Annotated in this window: 19 protein-coding genes and 1 other RNA gene; 11 read left to right on the top strand and 9 right to left on the bottom strand. The window is 70.2% G+C overall.

The window, feature by feature from the left end; all coding sequences use genetic code 11:
* Positions 1 to 78: 78 nt before the first annotated feature.
* From FHT36_RS11740 to FHT36_RS11730, 3 genes are all read right to left on the bottom strand, one after another.
* The gene (locus tag FHT36_RS11740; protein WP_210257693.1) at positions 79 to 555 is read right to left on the bottom strand and encodes a hypothetical protein; all 477 of its coding nucleotides are present in this window, start codon (positions 553 to 555) and stop codon (positions 79 to 81) included.
* Between the two features lie 105 nt (positions 556 to 660).
* Positions 661 to 819 carry a hypothetical protein gene (locus FHT36_RS11735; protein WP_169122670.1) on the bottom strand — a complete coding sequence of 53 codons (159 nt, stop codon included), beginning with the start codon at positions 817 to 819 and terminating at the stop codon, positions 661 to 663.
* 150 nt (positions 820 to 969) lie between these two features.
* Complete coding sequence (locus FHT36_RS11730) at positions 970 to 2010, bottom strand: GntR family transcriptional regulator (protein WP_169122669.1); 1041 nt, start codon at positions 2008 to 2010, stop codon at positions 970 to 972.
* 230 nt (positions 2011 to 2240) lie between these two features.
* Here FHT36_RS11730 and FHT36_RS11725 point away from each other — a divergent pair, with 230 nt between their 5' ends.
* Positions 2241 to 3326: an Ldh family oxidoreductase gene (locus tag FHT36_RS11725; protein WP_169122668.1), complete on the top strand. Its 1086-nt coding sequence runs from the start codon at positions 2241 to 2243 to the stop codon at positions 3324 to 3326.
* Between the two features lie 258 nt (positions 3327 to 3584).
* On the opposite strand, the gene FHT36_RS11720 is transcribed toward FHT36_RS11725, so the two are convergent.
* Positions 3585 to 4013, bottom strand: coding sequence for a thioesterase family protein (locus FHT36_RS11720; RefSeq protein WP_169122667.1), 429 nt, complete (start codon positions 4011 to 4013; stop codon positions 3585 to 3587).
* Positions 4013 to 5278 carry a phosphoribosylamine--glycine ligase gene (gene purD, locus FHT36_RS11715; RefSeq protein ID WP_169122666.1) on the bottom strand — a complete coding sequence of 422 codons (1266 nt, stop codon included), beginning with the start codon at positions 5276 to 5278 and terminating at the stop codon, positions 4013 to 4015. Before purD ends, FHT36_RS11720 begins: the two co-directional genes overlap by 1 nt.
* A 152-nt stretch (positions 5279 to 5430) precedes the next feature.
* On the opposite strand from purD, the gene xseA reads away from it, so the two are divergent.
* Positions 5431 to 6882 carry an exodeoxyribonuclease VII large subunit gene (gene xseA, locus FHT36_RS11710; protein ID WP_169122665.1) on the top strand — a complete coding sequence of 484 codons (1452 nt, stop codon included), beginning with the start codon at positions 5431 to 5433 and terminating at the stop codon, positions 6880 to 6882.
* Positions 6883 to 6957: 75 nt separating this feature from the next.
* Positions 6958 to 7182: a DUF2093 domain-containing protein gene (locus tag FHT36_RS11705; RefSeq protein WP_169122664.1), complete on the top strand. Its 225-nt coding sequence runs from the start codon at positions 6958 to 6960 to the stop codon at positions 7180 to 7182.
* 191 nt (positions 7183 to 7373) lie between these two features.
* On the opposite strand, the gene FHT36_RS11700 is transcribed toward FHT36_RS11705, so the two are convergent.
* The gene (locus tag FHT36_RS11700) at positions 7374 to 8714 is read right to left on the bottom strand and encodes a dihydroorotase (RefSeq protein WP_169122663.1); all 1341 of its coding nucleotides are present in this window, start codon (positions 8712 to 8714) and stop codon (positions 7374 to 7376) included.
* Positions 8715 to 8791: 77 nt separating this feature from the next.
* On the opposite strand from FHT36_RS11700, the gene FHT36_RS11695 reads away from it, so the two are divergent.
* From FHT36_RS11695 to FHT36_RS11670, 6 genes are all read left to right on the top strand, one after another.
* Positions 8792 to 9670 carry a folate-binding protein YgfZ gene (locus FHT36_RS11695; protein WP_169122662.1) on the top strand — a complete coding sequence of 293 codons (879 nt, stop codon included), beginning with the start codon at positions 8792 to 8794 and terminating at the stop codon, positions 9668 to 9670.
* Between the two features lie 28 nt (positions 9671 to 9698).
* Positions 9699 to 10310 carry a DNA-3-methyladenine glycosylase I gene (locus FHT36_RS11690; RefSeq protein ID WP_169122661.1) on the top strand — a complete coding sequence of 204 codons (612 nt, stop codon included), beginning with the start codon at positions 9699 to 9701 and terminating at the stop codon, positions 10308 to 10310.
* Between the two features lie 56 nt (positions 10311 to 10366).
* Positions 10367 to 10731, top strand: a transfer-messenger RNA (tmRNA) gene (ssrA, locus tag FHT36_RS11685).
* 138 nt (positions 10732 to 10869) lie between these two features.
* Positions 10870 to 11448: an SspB family protein gene (locus tag FHT36_RS11680; RefSeq protein WP_169122660.1), complete on the top strand. Its 579-nt coding sequence runs from the start codon at positions 10870 to 10872 to the stop codon at positions 11446 to 11448.
* 18 nt (positions 11449 to 11466) lie between these two features.
* The gene (locus FHT36_RS24855; RefSeq protein WP_169122659.1) at positions 11467 to 12732 is read left to right on the top strand and encodes an FAD-dependent oxidoreductase; all 1266 of its coding nucleotides are present in this window, start codon (positions 11467 to 11469) and stop codon (positions 12730 to 12732) included.
* A complete protein-coding gene (locus FHT36_RS11670) occupies positions 12729 to 13250 on the top strand; it encodes a dihydrofolate reductase (RefSeq protein ID WP_169122658.1) in 522 nt (173 codons plus the stop codon). The genes FHT36_RS24855 and FHT36_RS11670 overlap by 4 nt, the downstream gene beginning before the upstream one ends.
* A gap of 9 nt (positions 13251 to 13259) precedes the next feature.
* On the opposite strand, the gene FHT36_RS24850 is transcribed toward FHT36_RS11670, so the two are convergent.
* Both FHT36_RS24850 and FHT36_RS11660 read right to left on the bottom strand, forming a co-directional pair.
* Positions 13260 to 17240 carry an AsmA family protein gene (locus FHT36_RS24850; protein WP_169122657.1) on the bottom strand — a complete coding sequence of 1327 codons (3981 nt, stop codon included), beginning with the start codon at positions 17238 to 17240 and terminating at the stop codon, positions 13260 to 13262.
* Positions 17241 to 17303: 63 nt separating this feature from the next.
* Positions 17304 to 18716, bottom strand: a complete 1413-nt coding sequence (locus FHT36_RS11660) for an FAD-linked oxidase C-terminal domain-containing protein (protein ID WP_169122656.1) — start codon at positions 18714 to 18716, stop codon at positions 17304 to 17306.
* Positions 18717 to 18923: 207 nt separating this feature from the next.
* Here FHT36_RS11660 and FHT36_RS11655 point away from each other — a divergent pair, with 207 nt between their 5' ends.
* Complete coding sequence (locus FHT36_RS11655; RefSeq protein WP_169122655.1) at positions 18924 to 19433, top strand: thioesterase family protein; 510 nt, start codon at positions 18924 to 18926, stop codon at positions 19431 to 19433.
* Between the two features lie 259 nt (positions 19434 to 19692).
* Positions 19693 to 19887 carry a hypothetical protein gene (locus tag FHT36_RS11650; protein WP_169122654.1) on the top strand — a complete coding sequence of 65 codons (195 nt, stop codon included), beginning with the start codon at positions 19693 to 19695 and terminating at the stop codon, positions 19885 to 19887.
* 16 nt (positions 19888 to 19903) lie between these two features.
* Here FHT36_RS11650 and FHT36_RS11645 read toward each other — a convergent pair whose 3' ends face one another.
* Entirely contained in the window at positions 19904 to 20815 is a 912-nt protein-coding gene (locus FHT36_RS11645; RefSeq protein WP_169122653.1) for a 50S ribosomal protein L11 methyltransferase, read from the bottom strand.
* Positions 20816 to 20818 lie beyond the last annotated feature (3 nt).

Here is a 20818-nt window from a genome sequence, read left to right as displayed (position 1 = left end):
TCCTGGTTGTGGGGGCGAGCCCCGCATCTCCTGAGGAAATCTCCTGCCGCCGGCCTTGTTCCGCTCCGGGCCGCAGGATCAGGGCACCGCGCGCACGCTGATGCCGGCCGTGGCGAGGCGCTGGTAGAGCCGGCGCTGCCCGGCGATGGGCCACCAGTCGTAGAGGAATATTTCCATGGGCCGCCAGAGCGCGACCCAGCCGAGGATCAGCAGGCCCTCGGCTGCGAGGCTGCCGAGGCTTTCGAGCCGTGGCTCGGCGATGAGCCCGGCGATGCCGAGGCACAGCGCCAGCACGATGATGCCGATGGTGAGCGAGATGCGCCCGACCCGGAACAGCTCCGACAGCTCCGCCGAGAGCGCCCGCGCCCTGAGCGTGAAATAGCCGCGGATGGCGTCGGGCAGGCCCGCCGCCTCGCTGGTCATCGCCTCTTCGGGCGGCAAATGGACGACAATGGAGATCGGCGCGCCGCGTGGCAGCTCGCGCGCCCACTCCACGATGAAGGCTTCCGCCTCCGCGTCGAGGTCGCGTTCCCGGAAGGGGAACGGGTCCAGCATGTTGAAAAGCTGCGGGACCCGCTCGACGCTAATCTCGATTGTGGAGCCTGCGGGATCAGGCCCGGCGACCGGGGTCACGGCGGAAGGTTCGGGGAGCGTCGCGCCTCAGCGATGGGTGCGGCGGGCGCGCACGCGCACCGGTACCATCTGCCTCTGCTTGGCGGCGAGCTGCGCAAGCGCAACCGCGGCAAGACCAGCGAGGACGAGGGCGGAACCGGCAACGAGGGACAACATCAAATCCTCCACCACCACGCCGAAGCTCATGTTTTCCGCACATTTCCGAAAGGAGAGTGCGACCGATGCGCCGGCGAACAATGCAATCTTAACCGGGTTCGCGCGCTTCGCCACCCGTTCAGATCAAGAAATGTTCCGTTTTGGCGCAATCGGAAGACCTGTCACGGCTATTTGAGAAGATCAGAGCGGCGAGAGGTAGGGCAGGGGGCCGGGGGAAAACTCCCGCCGCACCCGATCGAGCCGCTCCACCGCGCGACCGAAAGAGCCGCGCAGGTGGTCGCGCAATGCGTCCGCCGCCCCCTCCACATCCGCCGCCGCCAGGCGCTCGGCGACATCGAGATGCTCGGCGATGAACGGTTCGCGGCCGTGGGGCTGGGGGGAGCGCACATAAAGGAAGGTGAGGGCGACCAGCAGTGTCTGGCAGGTGGCCAGCGCCTCCATCAGCGTGGCATTGCCGCAGCGGCCGAGCAGGCCCACATGCAGCTCGTTCTCCAGCGCGCCGAGGCGGGCGCCGTCCACCGCATCGGGGTGGGCGGCGGCATCGCGCAGGTTGGCCAGCAGCGTCGCCACCTGTCCGGGGGCGAGGCGCGGAAAGGCCAGCCGCAGCGCCGCCGGCTCCAGGATGGCGCGCATCTCGAACAGCTCGGCCACATAAGCCGGCGTCAGGGCCGGCGCGTACCAGTGCAGGCGACTGTCCTTGCGCACCACGCCACGCTGGTTGAGGCGCGAGAGCACTTCGCGGGCCACCGTGCGGCTCACGCCGTAATAGGCGGCGAGATGGTTCTCCACCACGCGGAAGGCGCCGAGCGCGGTGCGCGAGACCACCTCCTGCTCCACGTCCGCATAGATGCGCTGCCAGGTTGATTCGGGGGCGAGCTGGATCGGCGTTTCGCCGCTGACATCGACGGCCGGGACGGCCGGCGCCGGTCCGGCGAGGGGCATGACCTGGAAGCCGTGGCCGTCGCTGCGGCTCACCAGCCCCACCCGCTCCAGCCGCGCCAGCGCCTGCCGGGCCGGTGCACGGGAGATGCCGAATCGCTCGGCGACGCGGGATTCGAGCAGGCGCTCGCCGGGGGCGAGGGCGCCGGAGGCGATCTGCGAGGCGAGAATGTCGAAGGCGCGCTCGTGCAGGCGGGGGGCGATGCCGGCCACCGGGCGCGCGCGCCGTTCGGCGGCGGGCGTCGGCTTGCCCGTAGCCGCCGGGGGCACATCACTCGTCATGTCCCGTCCGCTCACGTCTCGTCCGTCTTTCCGCCGCGCCGGTCGCGGCCCGCCGGCAAGGTGCCCCACGATGGTGCAAATGCCAAGTTGTCCAAAGGGTTGCCCGCCCGTTTGCCGGCTGACCGGATGCCGCACCGCCTGCCGCGTGAAAGGGAGTTTACACCATCACCGTCCAATGCATACAAAGGACACACGCTGAGCCACCCCAGCGCCGTCTCAAGGATTGCCCCATGTCCGTGCCCGCTCCCGCCCGCTCCTCCGCCCTCGAACGGCACCGGGAGGACGCCTTGTTCGCCTTCTGCAGCGCGGCTCTCACGGCGGCAGGGGCGGATGCGGCGAGCGCCGAGGCGGCGGCCCGCGCCATGCTGCACGGCTCGCGCTTCGGGGTGGACAGCCACGGCGTGCGGCTGCTGGACCATTATGTGACGGTGATCGAGGGCGGCCGGGTGAACGGCCATCCCACGCTCGACTTCCGGGCCGGCGCGGCGGCTGTCGCGACGCTCGATGCCGGCCACGGCCATGGCGCCCGCGCCGCCTATGCGGCCATGGACCGGGCGATGGAGAATGCTGCCCTCTACGGCATCGGCGCGGTGGCCATCCGCAACTCCTCCCATTTCGGCGCAGCGGGCGCCTATGCGCTGGCGGCGGCGGAGAAGGGCTTCATCGGCCTCGCCTTCTGCAATTCGGACAGCTTCGTGCGTCTGCATGGCGGGGCGGAGCGCTTTCACGGCACCAATCCCATCGCCATGGGGGTGCCGGTGAAGGGCGAGGCGCCGTGGTTCCTCGACATGGCCACCAGCGCCGTGCCCTACAATCGGGTGCTGCTCTATCGGAGCCTCGGGCAATCCCTGCCGCCGGAAGTCGCCTCCGACGGCGACGGCTTCGACACCACCGATCCGCACAAGGTGGAGATGCTGGCCCCGCTCGGTGCCGCCTTCGGCTTCAAGGGCGCGGCGCTTGCCGGCGTGGTGGAGGTGTTCAGCGCGGTCCTTGCGGGGGCGCGGCTCTCGTTCGACATCGCGCCCATGGGTGGGCCGGACTTCGGCACCCCACGCAACGTGGGGGCCTTCGTGATGGCGATGAAGCCGGGCGCCTTCCTGCCGGAGGAGGAGTTCGACGCGGCCATGCAGCGCTATCGTCATACGCTGCGCAATTCACGTCGTGCGCCGGGGGATATTGTGATGGCGCCGGGCGACCGGGAATGGAGGGTGGCGGAGGAGCGCCGCCGCGATGGCATACCCATCGACCCCGCCACCGCCGAGGCCTTCGACCGCCTCGCCGCGCGATTCGGCCTGGCCCGGCCGAAACCCGTTTAGCCTCAGGCCTTTCAGCCGAAGATGACCGCCGCGACGATGATGCCGTAGGCGGTGAGGAAGAGCAGGCTGTCCCGCAGGACCTGTCCGCGAACCGCTGTCATGGTGGACCTCGTGAATTTCACTTTCGACTATTTCCCCGAATTTAATATCGAATGTGAATCCACGTCAAAAACATAATTTAAATGTGGTTTAGAGGCGCGGCGAGGTGCCTCCCGGGGGAGCGCACCTGTCTGGCGGTTCAGGGAATTGCGGAGGCCGTCAGGCCACGCGGAGCGCTTCGAGGGCGGCGCGCATGTCGTCGGGCAGGGGGGCGGCGCGTCGTTCAGTGAGATCGAACAGCACCACCACCGTCTCGGCGGTCGCCATGCATTGGCCATCCTGGAAGATGGCCTGCCTGAGGCCTACCGAGCTGCGGCCGACGGAGATGACGCCCGTGCCGATATCCGCCTCGCCCGGCCAGTGCATTTCCGCCCGGTAGTCGAGCACGAGGCGAACCAGCGCGAAGCCCATGCCTTGGGGGGCGAGACGGCGCGGCGTCAGCAGCAGGTGGGTGCGCCCGGTCTCCAGGAAGGTGGAAAACACCGCATTGTTGACGTGCCCGAGCATGTCGGTGTCGCCGTAGCGGATGGTGTCGCGCGCCTTCACCGGGAAGTCGTCGAGGACGGGGAGGGGGGCCTTCTCGGCCATCAGTCGGCCGTCCCCAGCGCCCGCCAGCCGATGTCGGAGCGGAAGAAGCCGTCCGGCCAGTCGATGCGGGCGATGGCGGCGTAAGCGCGCGCGCGGGCATCGGCCAGCGTCGTCCCGGTGGCGGTGACGTTCAGCACCCGCCCGCCGTTGGAGACGAGCGTGCCGCCCTTCATCCGCGTGCCGGCCTGGAACACGGTGACGCCCTCCAGCGCCGACGCCTCGCCGAGGCCGCCGATGGGCGAGCCGATCTGGTGCGGGCCGGGATAGCCGCGCGAGGCATAGACCACCGTCATGGCAGAGACCGGGGACCATTGCGGCGTCACCTCGGCGAGGCGGCCGGCGGCGGTGGCGTGGAGCACCTCCACCAGATCACCGGCGAAGCGCGGCATCAGCACCTGGCATTCGGGATCGCCAAAGCGGCAATTGTATTCCACCAGCTTGGGGCCGGAGGTGGTGAGCATGAGGCCGGCATAGAGCACGCCGCGATAGGGCGTTCCGGCCTTGGCCATGGCGCGGGCGGTGGGGATGAGGATTTCCTCGATCGCCCGGCGCTCCAACTCCGGTGTCAGCACCGGGGCGGGGGAATAGGCGCCCATGCCGCCGGTGTTGGGGCCGAGGTCGCCGTCATAGGCGCGCTTGTGGTCCTGGGCGCTGCCGAAGGCGACGACGGTCTCGCCGTCCACGAGGGCGAACAGGCTCGCCTCCTCGCCCTCCATGAATTCCTCGATGAGCACTTCGGTGCCGCCACCGGCGAACACCTGCTCCACCGCGTCCACCGCCTCCTCGACGGTGAGGGCGACGACCACGCCCTTGCCGGCCATCAGCCCGTCCGCCTTCACCACAATGGGCGCGCCCTGCCCGCGGATGTAGGCGGCGGCCTCGGCGGTGGAGGTGAAGCGGCCGAAGGCGGCGGTGGGAATGTCGTTCGCCTTGCACAATTCCTTGGTGAAGAGCTTGGAGCCCTCCAGCCGGGCGGCCGCCGCGGTGGGGCCGAAGGCGAGGATGCCGGCGGCGGCGAGGCGATCCACGAGGCCGGCCACCAAGGGCGCCTCGGGGCCGACCACCACCAGGTCGATGGTATGCTCCTGGCACCATTTCACGATGGTGTCGTGGGCGGACAGCGGGATGCCTTCCACCACGTCCGCGAACTCGGCGATGCCCGGATTGCCGGGCAAGGCGTAGAACTGACCGATGGTTGGGCTCTGCGCCAGCTTCCAGGCGAGGGCGTGCTCACGCCCTCCCGAACCGAGCAGCAGGATGTTCATGCGGCCTCCCCCGAGTTTCCGACGGATCTTGATTTTGTGCTCTCTTCGCCTATCGGCTCAAGGCCGCGCAAACAAGGGGCAGGGCTCTGCGCTCGCCGCATGGGGCACCTTCCCGTTATGCTGGGACACCACCCGTCCGGGTTCCGATTCGCATGACCGATGATGCCGAAGTCAGGGCCAACGCGCCCGAATGGAGCGTTTCCGAGCTGTCCGCCGCCCTGCGCCGGACGGTGGAGGACGCTTACGGCCACGTTCGGGTGCGGGGCGAAATTTCCGGCTATCGCGGCCCCCATTCCTCCGGCCACGCCTATTTTTCGCTGAAGGATGCCGGTGCGCGGCTCGATGCGGTGATCTGGAAGGGTACCTTCCAGCGCCTGCGCCTCAAGCCCGAGGAGGGGCTGGAGGTGGTGGCGACCGGAAAGCTCACCACCTATCCGGGAAAGTCCGGCTACCAGCTCGTCATCGAAACGCTGGAGTTTGCCGGCGCCGGCGCCATCATGGCCATGCTGGACGAGCGCAAGCGCCGCCTCGCCGCCGAAGGCCTGTTCGATCCCGCCCGCAAGCAGGAGCTGCCGTTCCTGCCCAAGGTGATCGGCGTCGTCACCTCGCCCACCGGGGCGGTGATCCGCGACATCCTCCACCGCCTCAATGACCGATTCCCCCGCCGGGTGCTGGTGTGGCCGGTGCGGGTGCAGGGCGAGACCTCAGCCGCCGAGGTCGCCGCCGCCATCCGCGGCTTCAACGATCTGCCGGAGGGCGGCCCCATTCCCCGGCCGGACGTGATCGTGGTGGCGCGGGGTGGTGGCGCGCTGGAGGATCTGCTCGGCTTCTCCGACGAGGCGGTGGTGCGCGCGGCGGCGGAGAGCATGATCCCGCTGGTCTCGGCCGTGGGCCATGAGACCGACGTGACCCTCATCGATTTCGCCGCCGACGTGCGCGCGCCCACCCCCACGGCCGCGGCCGAGATGGTGGTGCCGGTGCGCACCGATCTCATCGCCACGGTGGAAGATCTCGGGGCGCGCCTGATCGCCGCGCCCTTGCGCCTGCTCGACCGGCGCCGTGCAGACCTGCGCGGCCTCGCCCGGCTCCTGCCGGCCGCCGAAACCCTGCTGGCCCAGCCGCGCCAGCGCCTCGACCTCGCCGCCGAGCGGCTGCCCCGCGCCTTGCGGGCCAACGCTTCCGCCCACCGGCTTCAGCTCGCGGCGGTGCAGGCGCGCCTCTCCCCGGAGGCGCTGCGCACGCGGCTGGCCCGGGCGGGCGAACGCCTTGAGGTGCTGGACGGGCGCATGCGCCGGGCGCTGGATGTGCAGAAGGAGCGCCGCACGGCGCGTCTCGCCGCCCTGGCGCAACTGCTCAAGGCGCTCTCCTACAGGGAGGTGCTGGGCCGCGGCTTCGCGCTGGTGCGGGATGCCGGCGGCCATGCGGTGCGGCGGGCGGCGGACATCGCGGACGGCGCGGCCCTGAGCCTGGAATTCGCCGATGGCCGGGTCGCCGTGCAGGCCGGGGAGGGGGCTCCGCCGCCGGATTCGCCCCCCCGGCCGGCGCCGCGCCCGGCCGGCCGCAAGCCACGAAAGGTAGAGGGACCGACACTTTTCGACCCCTGATCGTGCGCCCCTTTCGCGTTGCGGCGCAAAGGGCTATCCTTCCGGCAGACCAGTTTTCGGGACGCTCCCCAGGTGATGAACAGATTCGAACGCTTCCCCGAGCCCCATGGCGAGGCGGAGGTGCGCTACCTCGATGGTGAATTCCGCATCCTGCGGCCCGGCAGCTTCGTGCGCTGTGCCGTGACCGGGCAGATCATCCCGCTCGACGAACTGCGCTACTGGAGCGTCGACCTGCAGGAAGCCTATGCCAGCCCCGAGGCCGTGCTCACCCGCGTGCGCGAGCAGCCGCCGGTCCGGTGAGGGGGCTCTCGCGTCCCGGACGCATGCAGCGATAGCGGAATGCGAGCCAGGGCCCAGCGCAGAGGTTCGCCGAAGGCGCTTCCTGATCCCAGCGATCTCGGGTTTTGTTCGCTGCGCGGGAGCTCTCGCGCTGGACCCCGGATCAGCGCTCCGGCTGCGCCGTCGCGTGTCCGGGGAACGGGGCCGACGCCTCAGCCCTGCGGCTGAAGCGTCTCCAGGAAGCGGATGGGCTGGCCGGCGGACGGGCCGGTGAGCTCGCCTTCCCACATCACCTTACGGCCGCGCACGAAGGTGCCCACGGGCCAGCCGGTGACTTCCTTTCCATCATAGGGCGTCCACTGGGCGCGCGAGGCGATCCAGCCGTTGGTGATGGTGGCGCGGCGCTTCAGGTCCACCACGGTGAAGTCGGCGTCGTAGCCCACCACGATCCGCCCCTTGCCGGCGATGCCGAACAGGCGGGCCGGACCGGCGCTGGTGAGGTCGATGAAGCGCTCCAGCGTCAGGCGACCGGCGGCAACGTGATCCAGCATCAGCGGCACCAGCGTCTGCACGCCGGTCATGCCCGAGGGGCTTTCGGGATAGGGCTTGCTCTTTTCTTCCAGCGTGTGCGGCGCGTGGTCGGAGCCGAGCACGTCCACCACGCCGTTGGCGATGGCCGCCCACAGCCCGTCGCGATGGCGCGCCTCGCGCACCGGCGGGTTCATCTGGGCCAGCGTCCCGAGCCGCTCGTAGCATTCCGGGGCGGCCATGGTTAGGTGGTGGGGCGTCACCTCCACCGAGGCCACGTCGCGCGCGTCGGCGAGGAAATCCATCTCCTCGGCCGAGGTCACATGCAGCACATGCACCCGCGCGCCGGTCTCGCGGGCGAGGTTGACGAGCCGCCGGGTGGCGGTGAGCGCCGCGATCTCGTCGCGCCAGACGGGGTGGGAGGAAGCATCGCCCGGCACGCGCAAGGCCTTGCGCTCCTGCAGGCGGGGCTCGTCCTCGCAATGGAAGGCGGCGCGGCGGCGGATGACCTTCAGGATGTTGCGCACGCCGTCGTCGTCCGGCACCAGCAGCGAGCCGGTGGACGAGCCGATGAACACCTTGATGCCGGCCGCGCCGGGCAGGCGCTCTAGCTCCGGCAGGTCCTTCACATTGTCATGGGTGCCGCCCACATAGAAGGCGAAGTCGCAATGCATGCGGGCCGTCGCCCGCGCGATCTTGTCTTCCAGCGCGGAGGGGTTGGTGGTCTGGGGAATGGTGTTCGGCATCTCGAACACACCGGTCACGCCGCCCATGACGGCGGCGCGGGAGCCGGTCTCCAGGTCTTCCTTCTGCTCCAGCCCCGGCTCGCGGAAATGTACCTGCGTGTCGATGACGCCCGGCAGGATGTGGAGGCCGGTGGCGTCCACCACCTCGCCCGCGCTCGCGGCGGAAAGATCACCGATGGCGCGGATGCGCCCGCCCGTGACGCCGATGTCGGCAACGGCAATGCCGGCGGGGGTCGCGACCGCGCCGCCCTTGAGCAGCAGATCGAAAGTCACGGGCATGGGAGGGGCTCACTCTTGATGGGGACAGGCAGCCGGCCTTAAATCTGTTTTTTATTTTGCTGACAAGGACGGCCCCTATGCCGCTCATTCATTTGAACGATCGTACCCTCATTCGTGCCGATGGCCCCGATGCGGTAAAGCTGCTGCACAGTGTCATCACCTGCAACGTGAAGACCATGGCGCAGGGAGACGCCCGCTATGGCGGCCTGCTCACCCCGCAGGGCAAGATCATCTCCGACTTCCTGTTCTACTGCCTCGCCGAGGAGAGCTTCCTGTTCGACGCCCCCGCGGACCGGGCGGAGGATCTCCTCAAACGGCTGATCTTCCATCGCCTTCGGGCCAAGGTGACGTTCGCGGTGGCGGCCGACCTCGCGGTTGCCGCCGTGTTCGGCGATCACGGCGCGCTGCCGGAAGGCCGGCTCTTCACCGATCCGCGCTATCCCGGCCTCGGCCAGCGGCTGGTGCTGGACAAGGCGGCGGCCGAGGGGCTTTCGAGCGATCTCGCCGCCTATGAGGCGCACCGCATCGCGCTGGGCATCCCCAAGGGTGGGGCGGACTTCACCTATGGCGACACCTTCCCCCACGAGGCCGACATGGACCAGCTCGGCGGCGTGGACTTCAAGAAGGGCTGCTATGTGGGGCAGGAGGTGGTGAGCCGCATGGAGCACCGCTCGACCCCGCGCAACCGGCTGGTGGAAGTGATCTTCCCCACCCCGCTCGCGGTGGGCCAGGAGATCGTCGCCGGCGACAAGAGCGTCGGCCAGCTCACCTCCGTTACCGAGGGGCGGGGCATCGCCACCGTCCGCCTCGATCGCGCCACGGACGCCCGTGCCGAGGGCGTGCCGCTGACCGCCGGGGCGGTGGAGGTGGAGTTGCGCAAGCCGGAATGGGCGACCTTCCCGCTGGATTGGGAAAAGAAGGTCAGCGCGCTGGACGCCAAGTTCAAGCCCACCTGACGTTTCAGGGCCTGAGGAGACCGAGAGAATGGACGATGCCGCGCCGAAGCCCGTGCGCCAGCCTTTGATCGCGCACGCGGACGGCCATGCCCGCTGCTTCTGGTGCGGCACCGATCCCTTCTACATGGCCTATCACGACACCGAATGGGGCGTGCCGGAGCGTGACAGCCGCGCCTTGTTCGAGAAGCTGCTGCTGGACGGCTTCCAGGCCGGACTCTCCTGGATCACCATCCTGAGAAAGCGGGAGAACTTCCGCCGCGCCTTCGACGGCTTCGAGCCGGAGACCATGGCCCGCTACGACGCCGCCAAGGTGGAGGCGCTGATGCAGGATGCCGGCATCGTGCGCAACCGGGCCAAGGTGGAGGGCGCGGTGCTCTCCGCCCGCGCCTATCTGGACCTCAGAGACAAGGGAATCGCCTTCACCGACGTCATGTGGGACGCGGTGGACGGCGAGACGAAGGTGAACCGCCCCCGCCGCATCGCCGACGTGCCGGCCGAGACGGCCGAATCGAAGGCTCTGTCCAAGCGGCTCAAGGCGGCGGGCTTCAAGTTTGTCGGCCCCACGATCGTCTATGCCGCCATGCAGGCGTGCGGGCTGGTGGACGACCATCTGGAAGGCTGCCACTGCGCCAAGACATGAGGTCGGAAGGGCCCGCGGCGCGGAACGGGGGACAGGACGGGACATTCTGCCCCGCGCCCCTTTCATCGGCCGGCGGCGGCGCCTATATTCACCGGGCCGGCGCAAGTCGGCTATGGCGATAAATCGGTGTTGGAATAAGCCTTTCGGACCCGGGGGCGGTACCCGGCGCCTCCACCAAAGCCCGTTTTTCCCTTGGGAAAGGCGGGTTCCGGCGGGGGCGAAATAGGATCGACGAGGGTGTAAAGAGCATTCTTTCGCTCGGCATTGTACCGCCGTTATCGGGCTAAACTTATAGTTGCCAACGACAACTATGCTCCGGTTGCTCAGGCCGCGTGAGCGGTTTGACGATCGAAATCAAAGTCCTACCGGGTAGCACTGGATAGGCGGGGTTCGGAGGCACCTGGCAACAGAAGCCTCCACTTCCCTCCCGACCGGCCGAAGGGGGGAATCGCGCTCCTTCGTTCGTCCTTTCGGCCGCGGCGCCACCCGTTCACGGTGCCGCCCGGAAGGTCTCCGGAGCCTGGCTCGTCATCAGGCCGGAGGGGACTTAAGCGGGCTCATGACGGTCGATCACATCCGCTACGATCTTCTCGCCCAGGAGGCCCTGCGCTCCGTGGTGCGCCGGGTGCTCACGGACGTGGCCAAGACCGGCCTGCCGGGCGACCACCATTTCTTCATCTCCTTCGACACCCGCGCGCCGGGCGTCCGGCTCTCGCAGCGGATGAAGGAGAAGTACCCCGAAGAGATGACCATCGTGCTCCAGCACCAGTTCTGGGACCTGATCGTCACCGAGACCTCGTTCGAGGTCGGCCTCTCCTTCGGCGGCATTCCCGAGCGCCTGCTCGTGCCCTTCACCGCGCTCAAGGGCTTCTTCGATCCGGCCGTGAAGTTCGGCCTGCAGTTCGAGACCCTCACCGCCGATGCGGATGGGGAAGAGACGGACGACGCCCCGCTGGAGACGCCCGTCTCGGCCAACGGACCCGGCCCGGCCTCCAACGCGCCGACCCCGCTCAAGCCCGCGCCCGGCGCCGCCTCCGAGCCGGCGCTCGCCAGCGCGGCGACCGCTGCCGAGGGTGAGGAAAAGCCCGCCGGCGGCGCGCAGGTGGTGCAGCTCGACGTTTTCCGCAACAAGAAGTAGCCGGCCGGAACCCGCTGCGTGACCGCTGAGACCGATGTGGTCGTGATCGGGGCCGGCGCCGCCGGCCTTGCGGCCGGAGCACGGCTGAGGGCAGCGGGCGTTCCCTTCGAGATCATCGAGGCCGCCCCCATCGCCGGCGGCCGGGCGGCTACCGACACCACCACGCTTGGCGTGCCCTTCGACCTCGGCTGCCACTGGCTGCACGATGCGCGGGACAATCCCTTTACCGCCCTGGCCGTTGCCCATGGCTTCCGTGTTGGGCGCAGCGCCGTGCCGCGCCGGCGCCTCCTCCTCGGCGACCGCTTCTTCACCGATGCGGAGAAGGATGCCGCCGATGCGGAGGTGGATGCCGTTTTCGAGGCCATCTATGCCGCCGGCCGGGCCGGCCGCGACATCTCCGCCGCCGAGGTGATCTCGGAGCGGGGCGCCGGGCGGTATGACGTCCTCGCCCGGCATTGGCTGGAATTGATGTCGGCCGCCGGGCCGGCCGACATCTCCGCCGTGGATTTCGCGCTCTATCGCGACACCGACGACAACTGGCCGGTGCTCGACGGCTACGGCGCGCTGGTGCTGGCGGTTGCCGGCGATCTGAAGGTGACGCTCGGCTGTCCCGTCCGCCGTATCGACCGAAGGGGGCGGCGCCTCTCCATCGAGACAGAGCGGGGCGTCATCGCCTGCCGCGCGGTGGTCGTCACGGTGTCCACGGCGGTGATCGCCGCCGGCGGGCTCGCCTTCGATCCTGCCTTGCCACCCGACGTCGCGGAGGCATTCGCCGCGCTGCCCTTGGGCTTTGCCGAGAAGGTGGCGCTGTTGTTCGACCGGGATGTATTTGGCGTGCCCGATCGCACCGGGCTCGACGCGGTGGACCCGTCCCGTCCCCAGCGGGCCGGCGCCTCGGCGATGCTGCGACCGGGTGGCGCCCCGGCGGCCCTCGTCCATGTGGCGGGGCCGGAGGCACAGGCGATGGCGGGCGAGGGGCCGGATGCGCTGGCCGATTTTGCCCTCGGCGTGCTGGCGTCCGCCTTTGGGGAGGACGTGCGGCGCCATGTGGTGCGGCGCCTGACCACGGATTGGGCGGGCATGCCCTTCATCGGCGGTGCCTATTCCTGCGCGCTGCCGGGCAAGGCGCATCTGCGCGCGAAGCTTCACGAACCGTTCGATCCGCGCATCGTCTTCGCGGGAGAGGCGCTGGGCGGCCCCGCCTTCTCCACCTGCCATGGCGCGCACATTTCCGGGATCGCCGCCGCCGAGACCGCCCTCGCACAATTGGAGCAAGCCGCATGAGCGCGACCCGCCATCCCCTCGCTTTGGTGGTCGCGGTGTCCCGGAACGGCGTCATCGGTGTCGGCGGCGGCCTGCCGTGGCGCCTGCCGTCGGACCTGAAGCGGTTTCGCGCCATCACCTGGGGCAAGCCGCTGCTGATGGGGCGGCGCACCTTCTCATCCATCGGCAAGCCGCTGCCGGGGCGCACCTCCGTGGTGGTGAGCGCCGATCCAGCCTTCGCTCCGCCCGAGGGCGTGCTGAGGGGCGCCTCGCTGGCGGAAGGGCTGGCGCTGGCGGATGACGCAGCGGATGCCATGGGCGCGGACGCCATCATGGTCATCGGCGGCGAGCGGGTGTTTCGCGAGACCCTGCCCATCGCCCGCTGGCTGCACCTGACCGAGGTGGATGCAGCGCCTGAGGGTGACGTGCTCTTCCCCGCCTTCGATCGCACCCAATGGCGGGAGACCGGCCGCGAGGGGCCGATCCGCGGCGAGAAGGACGAAGCCGCCTTTACTTATGTGACGCTCGAGCGGACCTGACCGACCCGCTCAGCGCGCGCCCACCAGACCCGGCGGGCGCGGCAGGTCGCCGAAGCCAGAGGTGGGCGGCAGCTGGCCGTCCGAGGGCGCCGGCACGGCGAAGCGCGGCGGGGGCGGCGGCTCCACCCGGTCCGTGCGACGTGGCGCGGGGGGCTGCGGCTGCGTCTGGCGCACCACCGGCGAGCGCCGGGTCTCCCCTGCGGGCTCGGGCGTGGCGTGGCTTTCCAGCTGGCGCTCGGGTTCGGTGCGGGCCGGCGCGGCCTGATGGGTCTGGCGGGACTGGACCTCGCCCGGCGTCGCGGTGCCGGCGGTGCCGGAGGCGGTGGGCACGCCGAAGCCGGACGCAGGCGCATCCCGCCGCTCGATCTCCTGATTGCGATCCACAGCACGCGGCACCGGCACGGGAGCCGGCTGGGGCGCGGGCGCGACGACCGGAGCTGCCGGAGCGGTCGCCACAGGCGCTGGTGCTGGCGAAGGGGCAGGCGCCGTCACGGCCGGACGGGGCGCGGGCGCGACCTGCGGTGCCGGCTGCGGGCTTGCCGGTTGCACGGGGGCGATGGCCGCGGGCGCAGGGGCGGGAACAACAACTGGCGCAGGAACAACCGGCGCCGGGGTCACGGACACCGGCGCGACAGGCACGGGCGCCGCCGGGGCGGTGGCCGGCTCGGGGGCGGGCGTGCCGCCGCGCTGGCGTTCTTCCAGACGACGGGTCTCGCGCTCGATGGCGCGCATGGCGATGACGCTGGTCGCAGCCGGCGCACTCACCCGCCGCTCGGGCGCGGCCACCGGCCCGCGCCAGGAGATGGCGCCGCCGGGCACGCCGCCGGCGCTTTCGGCGCCTTCCAGATCCATGCCCGCATCGAGAATGAGTCGCGACAGGTCGAGGCTGCCGGAGAGGCCGACGCGCACGCCGTCCGCCGTGGTGCGGGCGGGCGAGAGGCGGGCGACGCCGTTCACCACGCCGAGCGTCGTTTCCACAAAGGTGAGCTTGAGCGGCCCCTTGGCCAGCGCCCGGTCCAGCATCTGCGCGGTGCGCCGCTCGTCGGGCGGCGGCGAGAGGGGCGCGGCCTCGGCGAGAACGGCGTCGAGGGCGGCGGGGCTGGCATTCTCGATCACCAGGTCGCGGACGCCGAGGGTACCCTGCCCGGAGAGGCTCTGCACGATGGTCTGGACGCTGCGGCCCGAGCCACCGAGATCCAGCAGCAGGTTCACCCGCCCCTTGGGCGGCGTGCGGGCGCCGGTGGGGCCGATGAGGGCGCCCGCGTCCACCTGCTCCAGCACGAGGCGGCCGTCGGCCTGGATGAGGTCGTTCTGCCGCTTCAGCCGGAGCGAGGCGGCCACGCGCCCGCCGCCGAGGCTGCCGGAGAGGTCGCGCAGGTCGAAATCCGTGCCGTCGCTGACCAGCACGAGACGGCCCTTGTCGAGCGCATAGGGGCCGAGCGCGGCGATGCGGCCGGCGGAGAGCTCCAGATTGAGGCCGATGCCGCCCGCCGAGGCGGGGGCGAGCCGCGCGGTGTTCCACAGGCCGGCCGGCCCGCTCTCCGCACTGGCGCGGGCGGCGAACATGGCGAGGATGCGCGGCACGGACAGGGTATCGAACGCCAACTTGCCGGAAAGGCGCGGCACCGCGCCGGGCTCGAACTCCACGCTGCCGGAGATCGGCGCAGCCGCGAGCGAGCCGGTCAGCTCGCCCAGCCGCCAGGCGCCGGCGCGGCGGGAGAGGGTGAAGGCGAGGGCGGTGGGCACCGGCCCTTCCACGGCGGCGGAGGCCTGCGGCAGCAGCCGGCCGAGGTCGGCGCCATCAAGGCGCATGGTGAGATTGGGCTCGATGCTGCCGCCGGAAAGGCGGGCGGTGCCCTGCGCCTGCGCAGTGAGGTCGGCGAGGCTGATGCGGCCGCGCACCTGCGCCTCGTCCTGCGTCAGGGGATCGACGGAGAGTTCCACACGGGCGGGGCCGAGCCGCTGGCCGAGGCCGTCCACGCCGAGGGCGGCGAGCGCGCGTCCGCCGTCCGTCGCGTCCGCCTTCAGGGCGATGCGCAGCGGCACGCCGGCGGTGGTGCGGGCGAAGGCGATGTCGCCGGAAATCTGTCCCAGCGTGCCGGCAATGGTGACGTTGCGGCCGCCCGCCTCCGCCCATACCACCGTGCTGGTCAGCTTCACTGGCGAGGCGATGGGTAGGAGATTGCCGACGACCTGCGCGGTCTCCTGCCCGGCGAGCAGGCGGGCCACCGGCACGAGGCCGTCCGCCTTGGCGCCGGAGGCGGTGATGTTGAATTCGCCGCGCGGGGTGGTGGAGAAATTCTCCATCCGCCCGGCGCCCTCGACGCGCAGGCCGGCGAAATCGTCCATCACGATGCGGGCGAGGCGCCAATTGCCGCCGGTGGCCGAGCCTTCGAGGTTCAAGGCGCGCAGCGGCAGGCCGGAGAGGGTGAGATTGCGCCCGTCAATGGCCACCTGGCCGTCGGCGCCGCCGCCCACGGCGGTGGAGGCGGTCTGCACGGCGGCAATGAGCGGGTCGAGGTCAAAGCCGTCCAGCGACAGGCGCAGGTCGAGCTTGGGCGGCGCGTTGTCCGGCAGCGCGGCGGAGGCCGAGCCACGCACCCGGCTCGCGGCGAACGTGGCGTCCAGCATGTCCACCGCGATGCGCGACGGACCAGCGGTGACGCGGCCGGAGATGCGCACCGGCCCCTTCGCCGCCGCCACATAGTCGCGCGGCGCGGTGGGGGCGGCCCAGCGCAGGAAGATGGCCGGATCATCGGCGGCGAAGGAGACGTTGCCGTCGAAGCCGCCGCCGCCATTGGCGCGGGTCGGCATGCCGGAAAGGCGGAGCGAGGCCTTGCCGGGGAGCTGCGCCTCGGCGCTGTCCACCCGCCAGCCGGCGGCGGAGCCGGAAATGTCGGCGCGCACGTCGCGCACCATGGTGCCGCCGAGCACCAGTTGTTCCACGGAGAGGCCGATGCGCGAGGCGATGTCCGGCGCCGGCAGGGCCGCGACGCCACCGAGGAAGCGGGCGAGGGAGGCGGCCGGGCTGCCGCTGCCTGCGTCGGCGTCCTTGGTGCCGGTGGCGGCCCGCACGGCGTCGATGTCGAGGCTGCGGGCATTCAGCACCGCATCAAGGCCGATGGCGCGGCCGAGGGCGAGGCGCGCGGAGCCGGTGAGCTGCGCCGGGGTGGCCGAGCCGCCCAGCGCGAGGTCGAGGCTTTCCGCCAGCACCGCCTCGGGGCTCGCCTTCAGCGTGCCGGAGAGCTGCCAGGCTTCCGCCCCGTCGCCGGCATGGCGGGAGAGGGTGGCGCGGCCGTCGAAGCGCGGCTTGGCGCCGGCCACGTTGAGGCTGCCGTCGAGATCGAGGGCATAGGGCCGGGTGCGCCCGTCCAGCACGATGCGCAGCTTGCCGGCACCGTCATCGCCGATCTTGCCGAGGGTGGAGCGCACGGCGAACCGCGCCTCGCCGGCCTGCACCTCGCCATCGAGGCGGAAGGGGCCGGTGAGCGAGCGCGCCTCGCCCTTCAGGTCGAGGTCATCGATGCTGACGCGATGGTCGGAGGCGCGGTCGAGCAGATCAAGGCTGCCGTCCTCCACCTCCAGCCGGGCGATGGAGAGTTCCGCCGCCCGTCCGGTGCCCGTGGGCATGGCGACGCGGCCGGCACTGTCCAGCACCACGCGGATCTGCGGCTTGCGCAGGGTCACGCCGGTGGCCTGGATGTCGCCGCGCATCAGGGCGCCGAGGGAGAGCTCGGCGGTCAGTTCCTTCACCGTCCCGCCGGTGGAGACCACGTCGCCGAGGGTCACGTCGCGCAGCACGATGCGGGGGGCGGGCAGGATCTCCGCCTCGATGGGGCCGCGGATCACCACGGGCAGGCCCAGCGTGCGGCCCATCTCGGTCTCGAACGTGCCGCGCCACTGGTTCCAGTCCACCACGAACGGCGCGGCGAACGCCGCGCTGATGGCGAGGACTATCGCCGAGGCGAGGCTGATGAGAATGCCCTGCACACGCGTCTCCCGATGAGGCCCCGATCATAAAGGGCCGCTTAACCCTATGCGCAGGGAATGCGATCAGATCGCGACGATTTTTCCCGGATTCATGATGTTTTTGGGGTCGAGCGCCCGCTTGATCGCGCGCATGGCCTCCAGCGCCGCGGCGCCGTGCTCGCCCTCCATGTATTTCATCTTGCCCTGGCCGACGCCGTGCTCGCCGGTGGAGGTACCGCCCATGGCGAGGGCGCGCTCCACCAGACGCTTCATGTAGTGCTTGGCCTTGGCGAGGTCTTCCGGGTCGTCCACGTTCACCATCAGCGTGGTGTGGAAATTGCCGTCGCCCACGTGGCCGACGATGGGGGCGATGAGGCCCATCTCCACGATGTCGCGCTTGGTCTCCATCACGCACTCGGCGAGGCTGGAGATGGGCACGCACACGTCGGTGGCCACCGCCTTGGCGCCCGGCCGCATGGGCAGGACGGACCAATAGGCATCGTGCCGCGCCTGCCACAGCTTGGTGCGCTCCTCCGGCTTCACCGCGAACACCGACGGGCCGCCGCCATATTCGGCCGCCAGTTCGCCGAAGCGATCGGCCTGCTCGTGGACGCTGGCTTCCGTGCCGTGGAATTCGAGGAAGAGGGTGGGAGTCTCGGCCAGCGCCAGCTTGGCGTAGGCGTTGGAGGCCTTCACCTGCTCCTCGTCCAGAAGCTCGATGCGCGCCACAGGGATGCCGCTCTGGATGGTGGCGATCACCGTGTTGCAGGCGGCCTCGATGCTGGGGAAGGGGCAGACAGCGGCGGAGACTGCCTCCGGGATGCCGTAAAGCTTCAGGGTGATCTCGGTGATGATGCCGAGCGTGCCTTCCGCGCCCACATAGAGGCGGGTGAGGTCGTAGCCGGCGGAGGATTTGCGCGCGCGGGTGGCGGTGGTGAGGATCTCGCCGGTGGGCGTCACCACCTTCAGCGACAGCACGTTGTCCTTCATGGTGCCGTAGCGCACCGCATTGGTGCCCGAGCAGCGGGTGGAGACCATGCCGCCCAGCGAGGCGTCGGCGCCGGGATCAATGGGGAAGAACAGGCCCTGGTCGCGCAGCTCCTCGTTCAGCCGCTTGCGGGTGACGCCGGGCTCGATCACGCAGTCGAGGTCGGCGGTGTTGACGGCCACGATGCGGTTCATGCGCGAGAGGTCGATGCAGATGCCGCCGAAGGGGGCGTTCACATGGCCTTCCAGCGAGGTACCCGCGCCCCAGGGGATCACCGGGACCGACAGTGCGTCGCAGATGCGGACGACAGCCTGCACATCTTCCGTGCATTCAGCGAAAACAACGGCGTCCGCGGGCTCGTTGGGCAGGTAGGTCGTCACGTTCGCGTGCTGTTCCCGCACGGCGCGGCCCGTAACGACCTTGTGATCCAGTGCGGCCTGCAGGCGCTGCACCGCCTGGGCGATGCGATCGGGCATTGCACTGTCGGATTTCGCGGCTGCGGCAACCATTTACAAATCCTTAACCTTTGTCTGCGCCGAGCGGGCGGGTCCCGGAGGGCGCGAAAGTGGATTGAACCGTTTTAGGAACAGTTTCGACTTGACAGTGACTTTTTTGATTCGCCTTGGCGGTGCTTTTTCAGGGTGACGAATGCCTCCTAGCACGGCACAGTGCTCTCACAAGCGGCAAAATCTGAAACCTGACGAAGCGAGGCGGCCATGCTCGACCGAATCGACTTTGAACCCGTGTTCTTTGCTCCGTTCGTGTCCTCCTCCATGAAGGTGGAGAGCAACTGGATCGACTATAACGGCCACCTCAACGTGGCCTATTACACGCTGATCTTCGACCGGGCGCTGGACGAGGCGCTCTGTCTGCTCGGGCTCGGGCCGGCTTATGCCCGTGGACGTGGCGCCTCCTTCTTCACCGGCGAATCCCACATCCGCTACGCCCGCGAACTGGCGCCGGACTCGCCGGTGCGCGTGACCATGCGGCTGCTCGACTATGACGAGAAGAGGCTGCACCTCTTCCAGTCGCTGCATCATGCCAGAGATGGTTGGGTGTCAGCCACGTCGGAGCAGATCACGCTCCATGTGGATCTCGGCTCGCGCCGCGTGGTGCCTTTCCCGGACGATGTGCTGGAGCGGATCGCCACCATGCGCGCCGCCCATGCCGGCCTGCCGCCGCTCGACGGCGTCGGCCGCAAGGTGTCCATGCCGTCGCGCTCCTGACGCGCGGCTTTCGAGGCCGCCATGGTCTTAACGTCCATCGCGGTTCTCGCGGCGCTGTGCGCCGATGGCGGCTGAGGCGAGAGCGCCCGGCCGCCTTTCTCTTTGTGGGGCCCGGGTCAGGAACTGCCTATTTGGCAACCATGCCTTTACCGTGCGCTCCGCGCAGGTCTGGCATGCCGAGCCGGAAGTTCTGGTGCGCTGCACAGAGGCATATATTGCACTGCGATAAAGCCCCGTAGGGCCAGTGCAGGAGGCCTCCATGAGCGCCGTGACCTTTTCTCCCGACACCCTCTCTCGCGAAACCCGCTCTGCCGCTCCCAAGGCTGGCAAGGCTGCGGCCGGCAAGGGCTTCTTCGCCCGCCTGATGGACGCGATCATCGCCGCCCGCATGGAGCAGGCCGAGCGCGAGCTGTCCCGCTACGTCCAGCTCAACGGCCGCGATCCGCTGAACTGAGACGACTGACGATCCCTCATCCGCGCGGCCGATCCGACCGCGCGGCGAGGGTCAGGGTGGCCCACCCCTCGATATGCCTCTGGCTGACGAGGTGCAGCCCCTGCGCGCGATAGGCCGCCAGCGCGGCCGGAACCTGCGCGGTAAGCAATCCCGACAGGACGATGCGTCCCCCCGGCGCCAGCAATGAGGCGAGCGGGCGCGCCAGCCGCTTCAGCGGCGGCAGCAGGATGTTGGCGAGGATCAGGTCGTAGGGCCCGTGGATGCGGATCGCCCGCGCCCCTGCACCGGCCGCATGCGCCATGCGCACCCCCGGCGCCTTGTTCGCCGCGGCATTGGCCTTGGCCGTGCGCACTGCGATGATGTCGATATCGCTGCCCACAATCTCCGTGTGAAACAGCCGCTCGGCCGCGATGGCGAGCACGCCCGTGCCCGTGCCCACGTCCAGCACGCGCTGCGGGCGTCCCCGGCGCGCGGCGTTGACGATGGCGTGCAGGCAGCCCTGCGTGGTGCCGTGGTGGCCGGTGCCGAAGGCCAGCGCCGCCTCGATCTCGATGCCGATGCGGTTCGGCCCCACCCGGCCACGATCATGCGAGCCATGCACCACCACCGGCCCGACGGCCACGGGCGCGAGGCCTTCCAGGCTCGCGGCCACCCAGTCCTTCTGCTCGATCTCGCCGAAGGTCACGGCGGCGGCCAGCTCGGGGCCGGCCGCGATCTCCACCAGCTCGCGCAGCGTGTCCGCATCGAAGGCGGCGCCGGCATAGACCTCCACCACCCAGTCGTCGTCCGTCCGCTCGAAATTCGCCACCGCCACCTCGGCGGGGTCGAACGTCTCCGAGATCAGGTCGGCGATGCGCTGCGCTTGCCGGCGGGGCGCCTCGACCCGCATCACATGGGTGGCGTCGTTGGGGGGGAGGCCTTCGAGCATGGG

It is taken from the genome of Xanthobacter sp. SG618, assembly GCF_012932745.1.
Taxonomy (GTDB): Bacteria; Pseudomonadota; Alphaproteobacteria; order Rhizobiales; family Xanthobacteraceae; genus Xanthobacter; species Xanthobacter flavus.
The sequence above is the reverse complement of the archived record's forward strand: the minus strand, read 5'-3'. Positions and strand labels throughout refer to the sequence as shown.

Bases quoted from the DNA above. Each gene is read 5' to 3' on its own strand.
- FHT36_RS11655 (WP_169122655.1), top strand. From the start codon at position 18,924: ATGCTCGACCGAATCGACTTTGAACCCGTGTTCTTTGCTCCGTTCGTG.
- FHT36_RS11660 (WP_169122656.1), bottom strand. From the start codon at position 18,716: ATGGTTGCCGCAGCCGCGAAATCCGACAGTGCAATGCCCGATCGCATC.
- FHT36_RS11690 (WP_169122661.1), top strand. From the start codon at position 9,699: ATGGACGATGCCGCGCCGAAGCCCGTGCGCCAGCCTTTGATCGCGCAC.
- FHT36_RS11725 (WP_169122668.1), top strand. From the start codon at position 2,241: ATGTCCGTGCCCGCTCCCGCCCGCTCCTCCGCCCTCGAACGGCACCGG.
- FHT36_RS11730 (WP_169122669.1), bottom strand. From the start codon at position 2,010: ATGACGAGTGATGTGCCCCCGGCGGCTACGGGCAAGCCGACGCCCGCC.
- FHT36_RS11650 (WP_169122654.1), top strand. From the start codon at position 19,693: ATGAGCGCCGTGACCTTTTCTCCCGACACCCTCTCTCGCGAAACCCGC.
- purD (WP_169122666.1), bottom strand. From the start codon at position 5,278: ATGAACATCCTGCTGCTCGGTTCGGGAGGGCGTGAGCACGCCCTCGCC.
- FHT36_RS11705 (WP_169122664.1), top strand. From the start codon at position 6,958: ATGAACAGATTCGAACGCTTCCCCGAGCCCCATGGCGAGGCGGAGGTG.
- FHT36_RS11670 (WP_169122658.1), top strand. From the start codon at position 12,729: ATGAGCGCGACCCGCCATCCCCTCGCTTTGGTGGTCGCGGTGTCCCGG.
- FHT36_RS11700 (WP_169122663.1), bottom strand. From the start codon at position 8,714: ATGCCCGTGACTTTCGATCTGCTGCTCAAGGGCGGCGCGGTCGCGACC.
- FHT36_RS11645 (WP_169122653.1), bottom strand. From the start codon at position 20,815: ATGCTCGAAGGCCTCCCCCCCAACGACGCCACCCATGTGATGCGGGTC.
- FHT36_RS11740 (WP_210257693.1), bottom strand. From the start codon at position 555: ATGCTGGACCCGTTCCCCTTCCGGGAACGCGACCTCGACGCGGAGGCG.
- xseA (WP_169122665.1), top strand. From the start codon at position 5,431: ATGACCGATGATGCCGAAGTCAGGGCCAACGCGCCCGAATGGAGCGTT.
- FHT36_RS11735 (WP_169122670.1), bottom strand. From the start codon at position 819: ATGAGCTTCGGCGTGGTGGTGGAGGATTTGATGTTGTCCCTCGTTGCC.
- FHT36_RS11720 (WP_169122667.1), bottom strand. From the start codon at position 4,013: ATGGCCGAGAAGGCCCCCCTCCCCGTCCTCGACGACTTCCCGGTGAAG.
- FHT36_RS11680 (WP_169122660.1), top strand. From the start codon at position 10,870: ATGACGGTCGATCACATCCGCTACGATCTTCTCGCCCAGGAGGCCCTG.
- FHT36_RS11695 (WP_169122662.1), top strand. From the start codon at position 8,792: ATGCCGCTCATTCATTTGAACGATCGTACCCTCATTCGTGCCGATGGC.